This window comes from Microcoleus sp. B3-D7, assembly GCF_036705305.1.
In the GTDB taxonomy this organism is placed as follows: domain Bacteria; phylum Cyanobacteriota; class Cyanobacteriia; order Cyanobacteriales; family Microcoleaceae; genus Microcoleus.
Genome location: NZ_JAUBUE010000005.1, coordinates 188973 through 208569, shown reverse-complemented (window position 1 = coordinate 208569; position 19597 = coordinate 188973). Strand labels below are relative to the sequence as shown.

Sequence of the window (19597 nt, the reverse complement as noted above, 5' to 3'; positions counted from 1 at the left end):
TTTCGTGTACTTTTAAATTTTGCAACCTTTCCCCTAGCATAATTAGCAATTAGCAATTACTCATTAGCAATTACCAATTACCAATTACCAATTACCCAATCAAAAATCCTTAGCAGCCATCAAAGTTTGCGGATCGGCAGCAAAGGCCAGCCATAGCGGAAATTGCAAGATTGACAAACTAATTAAATCCTCAGTTTCATCAATGACAATTAGCGGCAATTTGCCATCTTTCACCAGTCGATCGGCTTTTTGAGCCAAAGCTTCCGCCGACTCAAACATAATAATCCCCCTTTCCGGGCCAAAATCGCTGCGAGTAATGCCCAAACAGTCCTGCAAACCCCGGCGCCACTCTCCCAAACGTTCGGGACTGTTGGCGAGCACCAAAGTCCGCACCCGTCCACCGTAGACGCTTCTGAGTACAGAAATAATAGTCGAAGTAATCAAGATATTTTGCAAGCGCGAGCCCATAGTTCGCAAAGCACCCCTTCCTCCTTGGGTGAAAAACCAGTTAGAAACTCGTTCCGCGTGGATGGGTTCAAAAGTGCGACGGAGTTGCCAAGGCGGGCCGTAGTAGTCGGGGACAGTGCGATATTGGTCGAGGGTGCGGCGAATTTGTTTGGCTTGTTCTTGAAATCCCTGTTCGGCAAATTTGGGATTTACCGGTGCTGAGGATTGAGACTCCTCAGCAGGAATTTGCTTGGGTGTCTCTTGCATCGGTGGGGTCAAATCTAAGAGTTCGGCGGTGGCGGCCAAATCCTGCAAACTGCCTACTAAATAGTCTTTGAAACCCTGGACTCGAATTGCTAAATCTTGGGAAACGCCGGCAAAAGTGGTTCGCATTTCCTTTTGAATTCGATCGCGCCGGCGTTCGAGTTTTTCTACTTCGATTTGTAGCGCTTGTTTGCGCTGATCTAATTGAATCAAGCCGTCTTGTACCAAACGCCCGATCGATGCTTGAGCCTGGCCCAACGCTTCTATAGCATTGGCTTTGTCGGCTTCCAAGGCTGCAATTTTTTCTGTCAAAGCTTGTTCTTGCTGCTGCAATTCTTTGACTCTCTCTGCCAACTGTTCGGTAACATTTTCTGGGATGTGGGTTACCGTTTCTGCGGTTGCTGTTGGCTGGGAGTCTGTTGGAGGCTCGATTTGAGCGATCTGACTTTCTGATTCGCGATAGTCGGTGTTGGGCGGAATTTGGGCGATTGCGCCTGCTGGGTCCACGAATTGGGCGATTTCGGCATCTTCCTCGCCCAGCGGCAGGTCTGTTTCGCCCGGGAGTTGGGCGGCGGACTCCTGAAGCTCGATAGACAAATCCGGTGTTTGAGATGGAAGTTGGTACTCCGTCTCATTCACGGGTAAATTGACTTCGCCGTCAGCGGTGGGCGCGTCTGGTTGTGGTTGCGGTTCTTGGGTTGGAGATTCGTCTGAATTCATGGGAAATTTGGTTCGGCGTAGGGCTCGGAAAAGTTAAAAATTAAAAATTAACAACTTTTTTAGTCTTGACGGGGACAGCGCTGTTCTAAGCAGGTCTGTAGCATTTTACGATCGAACAGAACCGGCAGAAAGTGAATGCTGTTAATTTCTTTGAAATAGAACAAAATCGGCACAGCGGGCCAAAATATCCGCCAATTTTGCCATTCTCGGTAAGGAAAGCGGCGGATTAAGTTGGACGATCGATAAATGTCCAAATCGGTTGGGGTAAATTGCAGCCGGAGGGTGGCGGTTTGGTACATCAGAAACAAGCCGAACAGCGAAAGCGGCAAACTTGCCCACTTTTGCACGAACAGCAGCGGTAGGGCCGCCAGTACCAGGACTAAGGGAATCGCATAACTCGGAGCGAGTTCGATCGTACTTGTCGGCGCAGTCGAAGAGGCAGTGGTATTCACGGGTTTAAATCAAGGGTAGTAAACGAATGTTGCCGATTATTCATATTTTATCTGTTTCCTAGCTTACAAGCCTTTGAGTACGCTAGAGCCCGTCCCCTGAAACATCAGCCAAGTCAGGAAAAAGTTCACAATAAAAATAGCCAGTAAAGCCGTCACCACCGCCGTAGTAGTCGATTGACCGACGCCTTTTGCCCCGCCGGTGGTAGTTAAACCCCAGCTAGTGCCGATTACAGCAATCAAGCCACCGAACACAAAAGCCTTAATTGCCGCGCTGCAAATATCCCACAGACTCAGGAAATTGCGGACTGATTCTAAAAACACGCTTTGAGAGATGCCGTACATTGTCGTAGCAATCAGCAGTCCGCCGACGATGCCGGTGACGAGACACATGATGGTTAAAATTGGCAGCATCAAGCAGCAAGCAAGGACGCGGGGAATTACTAAATAGTCGATCGGGTCTGTTCTGAGCATCAGCAGGGCATCTATCTGTTCTGTTACCTGCATCGTGCCGATTTCCGCTGCAAAAGCCGAACCTACCCGTCCCGTCACGATGACGGCTGTTAAGACGGGGCCGAGCTCGCGAGTCAAAGACAAAGCTAAAACGCCACCGACGACATTGCCGGCCCCGAGGTTAATAAACTCCCTCGCTACCTGGATAGTAAATACCATGCCGACAAAACCCGCAGTCAGCAAAGCAATCAGCAGAGATTCTGGGCCGACTGCTGCCATTTGGTCGATGGTGTTGCGACGGTGAATTTTGCCCTTCAGCAAGTGCAGCATGACTTGGCCGCCCAATAAAATTGCTGCCAGCAACCGCTGACTCCACAAACTGAGGCTCGAAGATGTAGTGGTGCTCAAGGGGATTTCGAGTGTAGAACAACTGCAAAAAATGAAATCTATCTACAAATCTTAAACAAGTTTTTTCTATAACATTTAAGATTTCTGACAGAACTGGCCACTGAGGGCGATCGCTGCCTATCGTAGAAAAGGACAAGTTTTGTTTGCTTGCACCTTTCGGCAGTTTAGCTGAATTTACTGACTCTTATGAGCATTTTTCCCAATTTTCTTCGCTCTGTACTGCTGACCAGCCTGTTGAGCTTTGTCGCTCCCGTATTGTTAATCGGCGCGGGATTGACTAGCTTTTTGCTGATCGGCTTCGTGCCTGCTCTCCAAGGAGTTGGTCGTTCTGGAGAAGACATGATTTTGCAGTTCTTAGCTACTTTCGGCAGCGGCTGTCCCCTCCAGGGCTTTTTCGTCATTGGTCTAACTTTTGGTTTAGTGGGTGCTTTGTTTGATACCTACGCTTCTTATCAGCATTCGCGGTGGAGTTAATTTTGTTTCGTTATATGTCGAATTTAAGATTTTAGGTTGGGAATTCTAAATTAAATCTAAAATCTCAAATTGTTGGGTTCCGATGCGATCGAATACCGCCACCTGCAATGACTTCGCCCACAAACGGATAGTTGCTAGCAGACAGGAGTGGTGGAGAGCCAAAAATTTTAGACCAAAGTTAAAATTTCCCGAGTCATGTGTGGAGTCAATCTCAAATCTCAACTCTCCAACCTCAAATCGGCTGACTTCGCCCAAAAACGGATACTTGAAATTTTAGACTCTTGGTCAAACTTCCAGATTCATCTGTGGAGTCAATCTCAAATCTCAACTCTCCAACCGACTCCCTCAACATTATTGCTCGCAAATGTTCGGTAATGCGATCGACCTTTTTGCGGAAAACCGAATCCCCCAGTTTCTGGAGCTGGAATATATTAAATACAGGTTGAGTCAAGTGTTTCTCAACCCTAAAAACTTCAGATAGTCGAGGTATTAGTTATGGCACTTATTCGTTGGGAACCTTTGCGGGAAATGGACTCCTTGCAACGAGAAATGAATCGGTTGTTTGATAGCTTGACACCGGCCACCGATCGCGCCTCTAACGGTGTTGCTTTTGTACCCCCCGCCGAACTCGATGAAACTCCCGAAGCCATCCACCTTAAATTAGAAGTTCCGGGCATGGAAGCTAAGGATTTGGACGTACAAGTAACCGCAGAAGCTGTTGCTATCAGTGGCGAACGCCGTCTGGAAACTAAGAGTGAAGATAAAGGCATGACTCGCTCTGAGTTCCGCTACGGTTCGTTCCGCCGGGTGATTCCCCTACCCGCACGGGTTCAAAATGACAGCGTAGAAGCTGAGTACAAAAATGGAGTTTTGCACCTGAATTTGCCCAAAGCGGAAGCAGAAAAGAACCGCGTGGTGAAAGTGCAAATCGGCGGCTAATAATTGTTTCCTACTTTAGTTAGTTTTAGTTAATGAGTAGGGGGCGTAACGCACCCCCTATTTGTTTTGGGAATTGATAATTGGTCATTGGGAATTGATAATTGGGCCGAAAAGCATTGGCCATTGCGAATTTTAGGAATGATTCTTCCTTTATCCTTTATCCTTCTTCCTTCTTCCATCCATTTATCAGTTACATCCGTTACCTCTTCAGAAAGCGAATCCGTTGCCGAACTTCCTTTTTCCGATTCTGCAACTGTGCTAAACTCGAAGAGGCAATGGTTGGTGAGGAGACTTGCGTGCCGAGTCAGGGAGTAGGAGGAAATGGAATTGCATCGGAGTTTGGAGACTTAACCTGGATGACTCGCCAAGAAGTCGATGACTTTTTGCGCGGACTGGGTGCTAAGGTAAAAAGTTCTTCAGGAAATTATGTTGAATACAAATTTTCTGACAGGTCAAAAGTCATAATCCGCACTAATAGTGAAGTTGTTCGCCTGCCAGCACCGCGATATGGCTCAGATGGTAGAAGAATAAACTGGGGTTTGCGTCTTGACAAAGATGGTAGGGTACTCCAAACACGCGATGAATTTGGCAATCAGATTCCTGATACGCACATTCCTGGAGAAAAAGTGAGTAATTAATATGCCTGATGACTACAACTTGCTTAATTTAGGTGGACTTACATCCCTCGTGAAAAATGTCCAGGTGTCTTTGTGGGGGAATGAAGTATTACTGGAATGTATCTACGATCCTACAGGCGATCGATTGCCTTACTCTTTAGTTTTTCAAGACTGCCGAGAAATTATGTGGGAGGTGCATGATGAAGAGGAAGTAAAAGAACCATTAGCTGATTTGATGGGTTTTCATTTGGGTGAAGACGCGCACCGGAAACCAGCTTTAATTCATACGGATATTTTTGAAATTTCAATTTTGTACGGCCGTTTTAGCATACAAAAGGGAGAAAACCTAAATACTGAAGTAGCCGATTTAAAAACAGAGGTTTTGGTATCACAATCGCCAGCAGTCTTGTAACAACTGAAAAGCACCGCGCCGTTAAATTGCCAAGCGGTTAGTAATATTATATCTGGTAAAATAACTATTACAGGACTTACGCACTCCGACTCATCCAAACTTGTTTTTTTACCTAATCTTCGGGTTTTAACGAAGTATTTTCGTAAAAAACCCGGTTTCTGGACCCCCATGCGTAAGTCCTATATTATTAGGTTTGTAGTGAGGACTGAAGTCCTCATCAAAAATCTGAGGATTGAAGTCCTCACTACAAAAGAATTACCAATTTTTCAAAAAAGACAGTAGGTATTGTTGCCCGCCTCAGTTTACGATACTTAATAGAACTTTTTTCCCAGATGAGGTAAAACACAATGCCTGATATTGTTGATATTGCCGTAGGTGCGGGTTCGTTCCAAACCCTCGTAACAGCCGTGCAAGTAGCTAATTTAGTAGACGCCCTCAAAAGTCCGGGCCCTTTTACTGTCTTTGCACCCACTGACGATGCTTTTGCGAAATTGCCGCCAGGAACTATCACAACCCTAGTGCAGAACGTTCCCCAACTCACTAGGATTTTGATGTTTCACGTCGTCTCCGGCAAGTTTATGAAAGCTGATTTGGCAAAACTCGGTTTTGTTACTTCCTTGGAAGGTTCGCCGATTAAAATTGATTGTTCTGACGGTTTTGAGGTGAAAAATGCTACAGTTGTCGCTGCGGATATCGAAGCTGATAACGGTGTGATCCATGTGATCGATAACGTAATTTTAATGGGATAATTTCGCCGTTTAATCTCGCTGCGGGAGCCAAGCAGGTGCTTTGCGGTGCCGCTTTGCTCCCGATCGCACGCTTTTTTTTATCGGTTGAAGGTAATTTCAATATAAAAAAGTTGTTTTTTCGGCGGATGTATTTTAAGATGATTGTTTGAAAAAGTTTAAAAATCAATAATTATAATATAAGCAAACCAGTTTGGTGAGCACTATGCAAATCCTAGCCGCCAGCCTCAAAGCAAAAGTCCGCCAGCGTACCTTGGAACTGCAAGTTCTCAACGAACTTACTGCAAAAGTTCAAGCCGCTCTCAGTGTTGAGGAAATTTGGTCTGCGTGTCTGGCACATCTCGATCGCCTCATTCCCACACAGGCGATCGCAATTTTGACGCTACCGGACGATCACATATATCTGGAACACTTACAGCCGTTAAGTGCTAGCACCAAAGCCGAAATGGAAGGGCGCTTGCAAGCTGCTCGCGCTGAATGGCTTGCTGGCAATCGGGACTGGGCGCACAACGTCACTCCGCCACCAATTGCTCAGTTTCAGTCGGTCTTGATGGCACCAGCCAACCTGGATGAAAGTGAAGAATTGTTGGGAGTATTTTTCATTGGTGCAGAGCCAGCAACTGCTTTTAATTTGGAACACCTTTGTTTGCTCCACACTGTAGCTCAAATTTGTGCCAAACAGTTAGTAACTTTAGCACGTCAAACGACCAGTGCCAAGGATAGATTTCCAAATAATTTTGCTCTGGATTCGGAAAGTCAAGAACTATTGTTGCGGGCTGTAATGGACGAGGCTCCGGACAGAGTGTTTGCGAAAGATAGAAACTTTAGATACATTTTTGTCAATCAAAGTTTTGCTGAATATTTGGGGAAAAATGTTGAGGAAATTATCGGCAAAGATGATATTGAATTAGGTTTTTCAGCCGAATTAGTATTTGGCGATCGCAACGGCAAAATTAGGGGCATCCGCGAGGAAGATCGAGCTGTTCTCGCTGGGGAGAGGGTTCGCAATCCCTACCAGGCGATCGTCTTTGAAAGTGGCAAACAGCACGTCTTTGACACGCAAAAAGTCCCACTGTGCGATGCAGAGGGTAATATATTTGGGGTTTTGGGTTTTTCTAGAGAGATTGGTCAATTGCAGGCCACAGATGAAGCTAGGAATCAAAGCCAAGCCAAACTGCAAAAAATTACTGCTAGCGTACCCGGTACGGTATATCAAATTGACTTGCATCCAGACGGCTCGATGGCCTTCTCGTTTGTGAGCGCGGGCTGCCGAGAATTGTATGAAATAGAACCAGAGGCTGCTCAGCAGGATTTTAATGTAATTGTTGACATGATTCATCCCGAAGATCGAGATGATTTTCTCAACTCGGTGACGCTTTCAGCAGAAAATTTGCAGCCTTGGCGGTGGGAAGGAAGAATTGTCACTCCGTCAGGAAAACTTAAATGGGTGCAAGGAGCTTCCCAGCCAGAATTTCAAGCATCGGGGGAGATTGTTTACTACGGCTTGTTCACGGATATTAGCGGCCGGAAACAAGCTGAACGGAAGCTGCAACTTTATCAACAAATCTTTTTGAAATCCAACGATGCGATCGCGATCTTAGATCCCGAAGGCTATTACTTAGAAACAAATCAAGCTCACACGGCTTTGCTGGGTCACAGCGCGTCAAAATTGTGGGGAAAAACGCCTGCCACTCACATGGGAGAACAGGCATTTATGTCTGTGCTGCAAAGCTTGGCAGAAACAGGGAGTTACCGAGGCGAAATGACCTGTATTAAGGCTATGCAAGCAGGAACAGTTGAGGTGGAGGTTTCGGCTTTTGCGGTTTTAAATGATGCTGGGGATGTAGTTTGCTACGTAAATGTCAAAAGAGACATAACCGAACGCAAGCGAGCTGAGGAAAAACTAAAACTTTACCGAGAAATATTTTTAAACTCCAATGATGCGATCGTCATTATCGATGCTGACGGGTTTTTCCTCGAACAAAATCGTGCTCACCAAACGCTTTTAGAATACACAGACGCGGAATTAGAAGCAGAAGCTTCGCCGCTGCTTGCGGGGGAGCGCTTTTCGGCAATTGCCCAAAGTTTAGCGAAAACAGGAAGTTTTCGGGGCGAAATTACTAACTGCACTAAAAAAGGCCAGACGCTGGCGATCGACGTTGCAGCATACTCTGTGATTAACAACGCCGACGATGTAATTTGTCATGTCTGCGTCAAGCGCGACATTACCGAACGCAAAAAAGGAGAAGAAGAACGGCAAAAATTTGTGTCGCTGATTGAAAACAGCAGCGATTTTATCGGTATGGCTACCCTCAAAGGCCAAACACTGTTTGTCAACGAAGCCGGACGAAAACTGGTGGGTGTAGAGGATCTTTCGCCAGTGCTTTATACGGAGATATGGGATTATATTGGGCCTTATTTTCAACAGAAATTCAGTCAAGAGATTTTACCAACAATTATCAGTCATGGTCAGTGGCAAGGCGAAGGTCAAATGCAGCACTTGGGCAACGGACAACCCATAGATGTTGTGATGAATGCTTTTCTGGTCAAGCACCCTCAAACCACCGAACCGCTGTGCTTTGCTGCGGTAATTCGCGATGTCACCGAACGCAAGCAAGCTGAGAGAATGCTGCGGGAACAAGCAGAACAAGAACGGCTGGTTTCGGCGATCGCCCAGCGAGTCCGCCAGTCTCTCAACCTCACTCAAACTCTGAGCACTGCTGTACACGAAGTGCGACAGTTGCTGGCAACTGACCGCACGGTAATTTATCGTTTTGAGTCCGAGGAAACAGCGCTGGTTGTTGTGGAATCTGTAGGGGATGATTGGATGCCCCTGCTGGGCAGAAAAGTTCAAAGAACATCCTTTGGGGAAAGTTATGTATGGCTGTACAGTGCAGAAACAATTCAAGCAATGGCAGATATTTATACTGCCAATTTGAGCGAGGAACACCGAGATTTACTTGCTAGTTTGCAGGTAAGGGCTAATTTAGTTGTACCAATTTTTATAGGCGATGAAAGTCAGGGGTTGGCAGCAGAATTTTCGCCGGAAACTCGAATTGAACTGCCGGGAAGGAGTTTGGAAACGAGTCAAAATCGGTTGTGGGGATTGCTGATTGCCCATCAGTGTAGCGCTCCGCGTGTTTGGACTGATTCTGAGATGGATTTGCTGGGAAGGTTGAGCGTGCAGTTGGCGATCGCCATTCAGCAATCTACTCTTTTTGAACAAGCGCAGCAAGCCCGAGAAGCAGCCCTAGAAGCGTCTCGAATGAAGTCGCTATTTTTAGCAAATATGAGTCACGAAATCCGTACTCCTATGAATGGAGTAATGGGGATGACTGAGTTGCTGCTGAAAACGAATCTTACTCCCGAACAGCTTGACTTTGTACAGACGCTGAAACTCAGCGGTCAAAATTTACTCTCCATCATTAATGATATTTTGGATCTCTCCAAACTGGAAGCCGGAGAAATGCGCTTAGAAATACTAGAATTTAACCTCAGTATCTGTATGAACGAAGTGCTGGATTTGTTGGCCACTCCCGCACAAGAAAAAGGTATAGAAGTGGTGGCGCTGATTGACAGCGACGTGCCGGTGCAAATTAAAGGTGATGCAGCGCGGTTGCGGCAAATACTCACTAATTTGATCAACAATGCTATTAAGTTTACAGAAGCAGGAGAAGTTGTAATTGAGGTAGCTAATGCTAGTAATTCTGGGTTATTGGCAGCCAGCGACAATCAGAAAATTTTAGAAAATATCGGAGCGTTAAAAACAGAAAACAATGACTCTCTGCTCCTGCTGTTTAAAGTCACAGATACAGGGATTGGGATTGCTCCCGAAGACAAAAAAAAGCTGTTTCAATCTTTTACTCAAGTTGATGCCTCTACGACAAGAAAATACGGTGGCACAGGTTTGGGGCTGGCTATTTCTAAGGAGTTGGTGGAGTTAATGGGTGGGCAAATAGGTGTGGAAAGTACCCCAGGCCAAGGCTCGACTTTTTGGTTTACTGTGCCGACAGTTAATGAAAATTTAACTGCTGTCGGGACAGCGTGCGAAGTGAATTTTGAAACGGTGCTGGCCGGGCGAAAAATGTTAGTTGCCAGCGACAAGCCGACAGTGCGAAAAGTGCTAGTGAGAATGGCTGTTTTGTGGGGAATGGAGGTTGAGGAGGTTGAGAACGGTTGGATGACGATCGCATCTATGTACAAAGCTGTCAGCCTTAATTCCCCTTACGATATCGTTTTGGTGGATATTCAGTTGCCGGAAATGGTGGCGGGAAGTCTCGAACGCTTGAGGATTTCTGAGCCTGCAATGCAGCAAACAAAGTGGGTGGTGCTGACTTCAATGACTCAGCTTGCAGAGGCGAAACGCTTGGTAGATAGCGGTTTTAGCGGGTATTTAACTAAACCTGTGAAAGCTCACCGACTATTTGATTGCTTGGCGAATGCGATCGCCCCGATGACGCTGATTGATGAGCCGCTGCCAAATTCAACGTCCAATCGAGCCTCAGCTATTGACAACCGGGACTTAGCAAGTTTAAAGATTTTGTTAGTTGAAGATACTCCAATCAATCAAAAAGTTGGTCTGAATCAACTCAGAGTTTTGGGATGCGCGGCGGATGTGGCCAATAACGGTGCAGAGGCGGTATCTATGGTTGCTCTGAAAAAGTATGACATTGTGTTGATGGACTGTCAGATGCCGGTTTTGGACGGTTACGAAGCAACGCTGCAATTGCGCCGCCTAGAAGCGGCAGATGTTGCTGCTGGCAAGATGCAGCCGCATCAAAAGACGGTGGTGATTGCGATGACGGCCAATGCTTTGAAGGGCGATCGGGAAAAGTGTCTGGCGGCGGGCATGGACGATTATATTAGCAAACCTATTGCGATTGAAAAGTTAAAATCGGTACTAGAAAATTGGTCCGCCAAGCTAAAAATTGAAACTCCCAAGTTTAAGGGCGAGGAACTTCAAAATTCTGAGCCAGATATCGAATCGCTAGTCGATATGGCACGTCTGCACGAAATTTCGGGCGCTGATTTAGAGTTTGAGCGGGAAATACTGCAAGCTTTTGTGGTGGATACTGGTAGTTATTTAGAAGCTGCTAAGGAGGCGATTGCTTCGGGAGATATGGAGACACTCGCCCGCCACGCTCATCAAATTAAAGGTGTCAGCGCTACGGCGGCGGTGCGGTTAATGCCCGACATGGCAGATCAGCTTCAAAGTCGGGCTGAATCTAATGATTTGGAGGGGGCTACAAAAATCATCGCTGAATTAGAAATAATTCTGGCGGAGGTTGAAAAGTTGGTGGCTAGTGAGTAATGAATCAATTTTGTTTTGAACCGGGCTCTCCAGCCCGATCGCGGACGGCTCTTGGCAGCCCCGCGATCGCTCGCTTGTAAAGATTTTTAATCTTTTATCAAGATATTTATCTCAATGTGAAGGAATTGGGAACTCTTATAACATCTTGTGTGTTGTAACTTATGACACTACTGTATTAAGTTAATGTGGTCAAATATAAAATAATCATTAAGCCGATCGACATAAGGGTGCTTTTCGTCTATCGGCTTGAGACACCAAGACCCGCTTTTCGCTATCCCCGCCCATTAAGTGCGTATTTACGCTCAACGAGGTTTTATGACTCCAGTCATGTTACGCCAACTCTGGTCATTAATTGAGACCACCCAAGCTACTCTGTTAGTCAATTTAGACGATGCGACCTTGGTACAGTGGCTGCTAAAGCAGTTAAAAACGAACTCTGCGCTTAATGGCAAAGAAGCAGATGTGTTGGACGAATACATCCAGTCTCGGCTTTCCCTAATCCGCGATTTAGCTGAGCAGCGGCTCGCACCAGAGCTACTGTGAGCGGATTCAATCAAAATCGGATAAATATTCCAGGGAAGGGCGATGAGCCCTTGCGCTGGGCAGAAATAGCAGAAAAGAAACCGGGTTTCAAGGATAAATCTTAGGTTTGACGACCAGACCTCCAGCCGGAAACCGGGTTTCCAACTCTGGGCTCCCAGTTTGCTCAAAAAAAAACAGGCGGGTAGTCGGTGCAGTTGCTGCTGTGCAGCACCGGATGCAGAACGGCTAATTTGAAGCCGGAGGCTTTTGTAGATCGCCGATCGCCACAGTTCTCGACAGCTACAAGGTAGGATTGTCAGGAAAGCGTTCTACTAAAATCTATGCGTAAATGGGGATTTCTGCTACTAGCAAGTGTGTTATTTGTGGCACCGTTGGCGTCTTGTAGGGATCGATCGGCACAAATCGGACAAACAACAGCAACAACTACTGCAGGTGGCAACTCGCAACAAGGTTCCAGCCGGATAGATACAATTGTCAGCCGCGGCAAACTGATTTGTGGCGTCAGTGGCGAACTGCCGGGTTTTAGCTTTGTAGACGAAAAGGGCAAATACTCCGGACTGGATGTGGATGTGTGCAGGGCGGTAGCGGCGGCAATATTTGACGACCCCGAAAAAGTCGAGTACCGAAAGCTCAATGCTAAAGATAGATTTACAGTTTTGCAGGCGGGAGAAATCGACATTCTCAGCCGAAATACCACCTACACGGCGAGTCGCGACAGCACTACCGGACTGGAATTTGCCCCGGTGATCTTTTATGACTCTCAAAGCATCATGGTCAAAAAAGACAGCGGCATCAAAAGTTTAAAAGATTTTGCGGGCAAATCTATCTGCGTGCAGACAGGTACGAGCACCGAACAAAATTTGTCCGACCAAATGCGAAAATTAGGAGTTAAATACACTCCTGTGGTATTTGAAGATGTGAATGCTGTCTTTGCTACCTATCAAGAAGGTCGCTGTCAAGGTGTTACTGCCGATCGATCGCAGCTAGTCTCGAAGCGGACAACTCTGCCGAATTCCGAAAATAATGTTGTTTTGCCGATCGTGATGTCAAAAGAACCGTTAGCCCCAGCGGTGAAAAGCGGCGATCCTAAATGGGCTGACGCGGTGAGATGGGTCGTTTTTGCTGCGATTGAAGCTGAAGATTTGGGAATTAATTCAGGAAATGTAGACCAACTTGTTGCAAGCACTACAGACCCTAACGTCAAACGTTTGCTAGGAACAGAAGGAGATTTAGGTAAAGGTTTGGGACTCCCGAACGACTACGCAGTCCGCGTTGTGAAGAAAGTCGGGAATTACGGGGAAATGTACGATCGCAACCTCGGCCCCAAAAGTACACTCAAGTTAGAACGGGGTCAAAACAGACTCTGGAAAGATGGCGGTTTGCTTTACTCGCCGCCGTTCCGTTAATTTTAGTTAACTGTTGACTGTTGACTGTTGACTGTTAACTGTTGATTGTTGACTGTTAACAGTTAACCAACAAGATATTTTAGACAGCAAGGTACTCCGCGCTTACCTGACTTGTAGGGTGCTTGCTAGGTGTACCCTACAAGATATTTTAGGCAGGCTAAAGTTAGGCATAGTGTGCTCTACATTAAACAGTTATGAACCCAGAACCTCAACCGGGAAAATCGCAGAAATTGCCCAAATTTAAAGATATATCAAAACTCCTGCGGGACGATCGCTTCTGGAAAATTGCCGGACAGGCGATAGCCCTAATTTTAGTAATAGTTGTGATCGCCATTCTCTGGGACAATCTCACTGCCAATTACTCGCAACTGGGGATTGCCTTTGGATTTGATTTTCTCAATTCCCAAGCATCTTTTGATATAGGTGAAAGTGTAATCCCCTACAGTCCCGCCAACAGTTACAGACAAGCTTATTTTGTGGGTTTAATCAACTCGTTGCGGGTGATGGCTATCGGCATTATTTTTGCAACAGTTGCGGGTTTGACGGTAGGAATTGCGCGCCTTTCCGACAATTGGCTGCTGCGGAATTTGGCTGGTTTGTACGTAGAAATTTTGCGGAATACGCCGTTATTGCTGCAATTATTTTTCTGGTACTTTGCAGTTTTCATTTCTCTGCCAAAAGTCGAAGACAATCAGCAGATGAGGGGGCCGATTTACTTGACAAATCGCGGCATTGCTGTACCAACGCCGATGGCTTTGCCGGGTTTTGAGATTTGGTTGATTTTGCTAACAGTCGGAGTTTTGGCGGCGGCGGGGCTGTGGATGTGGCGGGCGCGGGTGATGTTGGAAGAAGCTAAGCCGGGAAGACAGTTGTTTTGGGCTCTAGGTGCGATCGGGCTAAGTGCAATCTTAGCTTGGATTATTACCAAAAATCTGCCTTTTCGGCTAGATTTCCCCCGCCTGACACCAGAATTGCAACTCGAAGGAGGATTAAAATTAACTCCTGAATTTGCCGCCCTGGTGACAGGACTCAGCTTGTATACTGGCAGTTACATTGCAGAAATTGTGCGGGCCGGAATTCAGTCAGTATCGAGAGGTCAGTGGGAAGCGGGAAAGTCTTTGGGGCTGAAGTCTGGAACAATGATGCGGATGGTAATTTTGCCACAAGCTTTGCGGGTGATTGTGCCGCCTTTAACCAGTCAGTATCTGAATTTAGCTAAGAATTCGAGTTTAGCGGTTGCGGTTGCTTATCCGGACGTTTACTTTGTTGTGGGATCTCCGACGTTGAATCAGACCGGTCGGGCGATCGAAGCAATGTTAATTATCATGGTAACATATCTAACAATTAGTTTGATAGTTTCTCTGTTCATGAATTGGTACAATAAAACCGTACAAATCAAGGAGAGATAAAGAGTTTATATTTAATCTATTTTAATGGGGATAAAAGGAGAGCGCGTCACATGGCATACAGTGACTTTAGCTTAGACAGAGTAACTAAAACTTGTCAGTTAAGGATTAAGCAATAATAAATAACTCACAACTATCTTTGGCTTGCTAGTATCAAAGTTGAGGGAAATCAAATGACACAAGAATTAATTGCTCTTAGAAAGAGCATAGTGGAAGGGAGGTATACGGATGCTTTGGCAATAGTCGATGAGTTAGATGGAATGAGCAAACAGGCTATTTTGCGACAAATCCAATCTTTTTTAAATGTTTTGCTGATTCACTTGATTAAAAATCAAGTTGAACAGCGATTAACGGGTTCTTGGGCAAGTTCGATTCGCAATGCAATCAGAGAAATTAAGAAGGCAAATATTAAAGATAATAAAACATCTTATTACATCAATTCTGATGAATGGGAGAGTTTTATAGAGGAGGAGGTGATTGAGGATGCGATCGCAGAGGCTGCGGAGGAAGTATTGAATGGTGTTTATACTCAATTTCAACTTGCAGAGATGATGGATAGAAACCTGATTATTCAAACCGCTGTGAGGTTATTGAACTTGACTTATATCCATTCCGCCAAAGATTTACCCGCAGTGTTAGCCCAGCATTTAAGTCAGTTACCAGGTGGAGAAGATTGGATAAATCGGCGAAAATAAGTAGGATTTTTTTTAGCCGTGGCGATTGGAAATCGCGTCTACACAAACAAAACCCGCCTACGCGGGTTAATAAAATAACTGGTTGTTACTGTACGTCATAGGATTGAAAACCGCTATATGGAAACTGTCCCCATATTACCGCCCCCAGCCACCGAATCGCCTACCCCTTGGAATTGGGCGCGCAAAAATTTATTTAGTACCTGGTACAACAGCATTCTGACGGTAGTTTGCCTAATTATCGCTTTCCAAACTATTAAAGGAATTATCGTTTGGGCAACAACAAAAGCTCAGTGGCGCGTTTTAGAAGCTAACTTGCCGCTATTTTTCGCCGGCAGATTTCCCCGCGAATCCTACTGGCGGCTGTGGATAGTAACAGCCATAATTGCCTTCTTGGGAGGATTAACTTGGGGAAACATTCAGCGGCAAGAACGTCTTTGGAATCCGCCTTTACTAATTATACTCGGTGCTGCGGTTGTGGGTACGGTCATTTCGCCGATCGACTTAACATCTCGTTTTTACCTGCTAGCAAATATTATTGTAGCGGCTGCTAGCTATTGGGCGGGGAGACAAATTAACCCTAAAATAATGAGTTGGATACCTGCAATCTGGGTTCTTTCCTTCCCAATAGTTTTGTGGTTAATTAAAGGCGGGTTGGGTTTGAGCGAAGTTTCAACAAATGATTGGGGCGGTTTAGTATTGACGCTGTTTTTAGCAGTTATTAGTATTGTGCTTTCCTTTCCTTTGGGAGTATTGCTAGCACTCGGCAGACAAAGTTCTTTGCCAGTTGTAAGACTGTTATCAACACTATACATTGAAATTATTCGCGGTTTACCATTAATTGGCATTTTGTTTTTAGGTCAAGTGATGCTGCAACTCTTTTTGCCGCCAGAATATCCGAAATTGGATAGAGTGATTAGAGCCATTGCTGGATTAACGTTATTTAGTGCGGCATACTTGGCAGAAAACGTGCGCGGTGGCTTGCAGGCGGTGCCGAGGGGACAAATAGAAGCAGCGAGGTCGATCGGACTTAATACACCCCTGCTTACAATTCTCATTGTACTGCCTCAAGCACTGCGAATAGTCATTCCGGCGATCGGCGGTCAATTCATCGGATTATTCATGGATACATCCCTGCTGTCTCTATTCGGAATGTTAGAATTAATCGGAATATCCCGCGCAGTTTTAGCAAATCCATCCTATATTGGCAGGTACGCCGAAGTTTACATATTCGTCGGCATCATTTATTGGATATTTTGCTACTCAATGTCCCTAGCCAGCCGCAAAATAGAGCGAACATTAGGAGTAGGCCAGCGCTAAAAACTCCTCAACTTTCATCTGCGTTCATCTGCGTTCATCTGCGCTTAAAAAATAAAAAAATATTATGGAAACTCAACTAACAGCCCCAGAACAAGTTATCGTAGCAGAAAACGTCCACAAATGGTACGGACAATTTCACGTACTGCGAGGTGTCAGCATGACAGTAAGCCGAGGTGAAGTCGTGGTCGTGATGGGGCCCTCTGGTTCGGGAAAATCGACATTTATTCGCACGTTCAACGCATTAGAAGAATACCAACAAGGTAAAATTACGATCGACGGAATCGAACTTTCCCACGACTTACGCAACATCGAGACAATTCGCCGCGAAGTAGGAATGGTGTTTCAGCAATTCAACCTGTTTCCCCACTTATCAGTTTTGCAAAACGTCATGCTAGCGCCAGTATGGGTGCGCCGCTGGCCCAAGAAAAAAGCCGAAGAAGTGGCAATGCAACTGTTAGAAAGAGTGGGAATTTTGGAACAAGCAAAAAAATATCCCGGACAGTTGTCTGGGGGACAGCAGCAGCGGGTAGCTATTGCACGTTCTCTAGCCATGCAGCCTAAAATCATGCTGTTTGATGAACCGACATCAGCATTAGACCCGGAAATGGTGCGGGAAGTTTTAGATGTAATGCGAAATTTGGCTCAAACAGGAATTACAATGGTAGTGGTGACTCACGAAGTCGGGTTTGCGCGCGAAGTCGCCGATCGCATTGTATTGATGGATGGCGGTGTTTTGGTGGAAGAAGCCCAACCAGAAGAGTTTTTTCAGAACCCGAAGGAAGAACGCACCCGCAAGTTTTTATCTCAGATACTGTAACTGATTTTCCAGTTTAATCGGTGGGTTTGGCGACGGTCGCAGCAGTCAAAATAGACATAATTAAGGTAAAATAAAAGAGTGTACAATCAGTCTCTATTTTGCTGAGATAGCTTGCAATGCCATCCACAAAAACTCTGCCGTTAGTTAAAGACTCGGAACGCCTAGAAAGTCGCCTCAAAGAAATTCCGGCGGTTCCTGGTGTATATTTAATGCGCGATGAGAGCGATCGCATCCTTTACATCGGCAAATCCAAAAAACTCCGAAACCGCGTCCGTTCCTACTTCCGCGAAAGCCAAAATCTTAGTCCCCGCATTGCGATGATGGTGCAGCAAGTGCGCGAAATTGAATTCATCGCCACCGACACCGAAGCAGAAGCTTTAGCGTTAGAAGCAAACCTCGTAAAACAGCACCAACCTTACTTTAATGTCCTCCTCAAAGATGATAAAAAATATCCTTATTTGTGCATAACTTGGTCTGAGGAATACCCGCGCATTTTTATCACCCGCAAGCGCCGCGCAGGTAGTGCCAAAGACCGCTATTACGGCCCTTACGTCGATACAGGGGCACTGCGGAGTACGCTACATTTAATTAAGCGAATTTTCCCGCTGCGGCAGCGCCCTCAACCGCTGTTTAAAGACCGTCCCTGTTTGAACTACGACATCGGCCGCTGCGTTGGAGTTTGTCAAGGGTTAACTTCGCCGGAAGAATATAGAAAAATCATCCAAAAAGTAGCGATGATTTTCCAGGGAAGGACTGAGGAATTGCTCGATATTTTGCAGCCCCAAATGGAAGAGGCAGCAGAAGATTTAAACTTTGAAACGGCGGCGCGCATTCGCGACCAAATTAAGGGTTTGCAGTCTTTGAGTGCGGGTCAAAAAGTGTCTTTGCCCGACGATACGGTTTCCAGGGATGCGATCGCACTTGCAGCCGACACCCAGCACGCTTGCGTTCAATTGTTTCAAATTCGCGCCGGTCAACTGGTCGGAAGATTGGGATTTATGGCGGAAATACCTCCCCAACCCCCCCTTGCAAAGGGGGAGCAAGAGTTATCTCAACTTTCTCTTTCATCCCCCCCTTGGCAAGGGGGGGAACGAGGGGGGGTAGAGGCCGGAGCGATTTTGCAGCGGGTGTTGGAAGAACACTATCAAAATGTCGAATCCGTAGAAATTCCCAGCGAAATTTCAGTGCAGTACGAATTGCCAGAAGCGGAAATATTAGCCGATTGGTTGAGCAACCGTAAGGGGCGCAAAGTTACGATTTTGACGCCGCAGCGGCAAACTAAGGCTGAGTTGATTGAGATGGTGGAACGCAATGCTGAGTATGAATTGGCGAGAATGCAAAGATTGAGCGATCGCAATTCTCAAGCAATGCAAGATTTAGCAGAAATTCTCGATTTGCCAGAAGTTCCTCGCCGCATTGAAGGTTACGATATTTCTCACATTCAAGGTTCTGACGCCGTAGCTTCCCGCGTTGTATTCATTGACGGTTTGCCCGCCAACCAGCACTACCGCCACTACAAAATTAAAAATCCTGAAATTAAATCGGGTCATTCTGATGATTTTGCGAGTTTAGCAGAAGTTATCGGTCGCCGATTCCGAGGATTGAAGGAAGAAGAAACAGCCAAGATGGAAGAGGGATTTAGCGATTTAGAAGAACCGGCAGAAATCAGCAATTTATCCTCGGTTTCTCATACTATTTCCGACAAACCCGACTTAATCATGATAGATGGCGGCAAAGGTCAACTGTCGGCAGTTGTGGCTGTTTTGCGGGAAATGAATTTGCTAGAAGAGTTGCGGGTTGTCAGTTTGGCAAAGCAGCGAGAGGAGATATTTTTGCCGGGGGAATCTTTGCCGCTGCAAACTAATTCTGAGCAACCGGGCGTACAATTATTGCGCCGGGTGCGGGATGAGGCGCACAGATTTGCTGTGAGTTTTCACCGCGATCGAAGAAGCGAGAGAATGAAGCGATCGCGCCTTGATGAAATTCCCGGATTGGGACACCACCGACAAAAACAATTGTTGGCACATTTTCGGTCGATCGACTACCTCCGTTTAGCGACTCCCGAACAGTTGGCAGAAGTTTCTGGGATTGGCCCGCGTCTGGCGCAGCAAATTTACGATTATTTCCACCCGTAAAGTCTTACGCAGTATGGGAGACGGAGATTTTTGGGGCT

General features: G+C 46.0%; 17 protein-coding genes. 13 read left to right on the top strand and 4 right to left on the bottom strand.

Translation table 11 applies throughout. From position 1 onward, the window contains the following. Positions 1 to 99: 99 nt before the first annotated feature. The 3 genes from QUB25_RS06375 to QUB25_RS06365 form a co-directional block, all read right to left on the bottom strand. Positions 100 to 1431 (bottom strand): DUF3086 domain-containing protein, encoded by a 1332-nt coding sequence (locus QUB25_RS06375; RefSeq protein ID WP_333182425.1) that lies wholly within the window; start codon positions 1429 to 1431, stop codon positions 100 to 102. 59 nt (positions 1432 to 1490) lie between these two features. Further along, entirely contained in the window at positions 1491 to 1883 is a 393-nt protein-coding gene (locus tag QUB25_RS06370) for a DUF3119 family protein (protein ID WP_333036744.1), read from the bottom strand. 63 nt (positions 1884 to 1946) lie between these two features. Next, positions 1947 to 2741, bottom strand: a complete 795-nt coding sequence (locus QUB25_RS06365; RefSeq protein WP_333059116.1) for an MlaE family lipid ABC transporter permease subunit — start codon at positions 2739 to 2741, stop codon at positions 1947 to 1949. A gap of 186 nt (positions 2742 to 2927) precedes the next feature. Between QUB25_RS06365 and QUB25_RS06360 the strand changes: the two genes are divergently transcribed. Then, positions 2928 to 3215: a hypothetical protein gene (locus QUB25_RS06360; RefSeq protein WP_333036740.1), complete on the top strand. Its 288-nt coding sequence runs from the start codon at positions 2928 to 2930 to the stop codon at positions 3213 to 3215. A 45-nt stretch (positions 3216 to 3260) separates the two neighbouring features. Here QUB25_RS06360 and QUB25_RS06355 read toward each other — a convergent pair whose 3' ends face one another. Then, positions 3261 to 3470: a hypothetical protein gene (locus tag QUB25_RS06355; RefSeq protein ID WP_333036738.1), complete on the bottom strand. Its 210-nt coding sequence runs from the start codon at positions 3468 to 3470 to the stop codon at positions 3261 to 3263. Positions 3471 to 3710: 240 nt separating this feature from the next. Between QUB25_RS06355 and QUB25_RS06350 the strand changes: the two genes are divergently transcribed. From QUB25_RS06350 to uvrC, 12 genes are all read left to right on the top strand, one after another. Further along, positions 3711 to 4154 (top strand): Hsp20/alpha crystallin family protein, encoded by a 444-nt coding sequence (locus QUB25_RS06350; protein WP_333036736.1) that lies wholly within the window; start codon positions 3711 to 3713, stop codon positions 4152 to 4154. Positions 4155 to 4429: 275 nt separating this feature from the next. Further along, entirely contained in the window at positions 4430 to 4792 is a 363-nt protein-coding gene (locus QUB25_RS06345; protein WP_333182424.1) for a hypothetical protein, read from the top strand. Between the two features lies 1 nt (position 4793). Then, positions 4794 to 5183, top strand: a complete 390-nt coding sequence (locus QUB25_RS06340) for a hypothetical protein (RefSeq protein WP_333182423.1) — start codon at positions 4794 to 4796, stop codon at positions 5181 to 5183. A gap of 347 nt (positions 5184 to 5530) precedes the next feature. Next, the gene (locus QUB25_RS06335) at positions 5531 to 5932 is read left to right on the top strand and encodes a fasciclin domain-containing protein (RefSeq protein ID WP_006634220.1); all 402 of its coding nucleotides are present in this window, start codon (positions 5531 to 5533) and stop codon (positions 5930 to 5932) included. Positions 5933 to 6134: 202 nt separating this feature from the next. Next, complete coding sequence (locus QUB25_RS06330) at positions 6135 to 11240, top strand: PAS domain S-box protein (RefSeq protein WP_333182422.1); 5106 nt, start codon at positions 6135 to 6137, stop codon at positions 11238 to 11240. Positions 11241 to 11555: 315 nt separating this feature from the next. Next, positions 11556 to 11783, top strand: coding sequence for a hypothetical protein (locus tag QUB25_RS06325; protein WP_190656515.1), 228 nt, complete (start codon positions 11556 to 11558; stop codon positions 11781 to 11783). 320 nt (positions 11784 to 12103) lie between these two features. Continuing rightward, the gene (locus QUB25_RS06320; protein WP_333182421.1) at positions 12104 to 13189 is read left to right on the top strand and encodes an amino acid ABC transporter substrate-binding protein; all 1086 of its coding nucleotides are present in this window, start codon (positions 12104 to 12106) and stop codon (positions 13187 to 13189) included. Positions 13190 to 13383: 194 nt separating this feature from the next. Further along, positions 13384 to 14598 (top strand): ABC transporter permease subunit, encoded by a 1215-nt coding sequence (locus tag QUB25_RS06315; RefSeq protein ID WP_333182420.1) that lies wholly within the window; start codon positions 13384 to 13386, stop codon positions 14596 to 14598. Positions 14599 to 14768: 170 nt separating this feature from the next. Further along, entirely contained in the window at positions 14769 to 15290 is a 522-nt protein-coding gene (locus QUB25_RS06310; protein ID WP_333169427.1) for a DUF29 family protein, read from the top strand. Between the two features lie 117 nt (positions 15291 to 15407). Beyond that, entirely contained in the window at positions 15408 to 16607 is a 1200-nt protein-coding gene (locus QUB25_RS06305; RefSeq protein WP_333182419.1) for an amino acid ABC transporter permease, read from the top strand. Positions 16608 to 16671: 64 nt separating this feature from the next. Further along, a complete protein-coding gene (locus QUB25_RS06300) occupies positions 16672 to 17424 on the top strand; it encodes an amino acid ABC transporter ATP-binding protein (protein ID WP_333182418.1) in 753 nt (250 codons plus the stop codon). Positions 17425 to 17540: 116 nt separating this feature from the next. Further along, complete coding sequence (gene uvrC, locus QUB25_RS06295; protein ID WP_333182417.1) at positions 17541 to 19559, top strand: excinuclease ABC subunit UvrC; 2019 nt, start codon at positions 17541 to 17543, stop codon at positions 19557 to 19559. Positions 19560 to 19597: the final 38 nt, after the last annotated feature.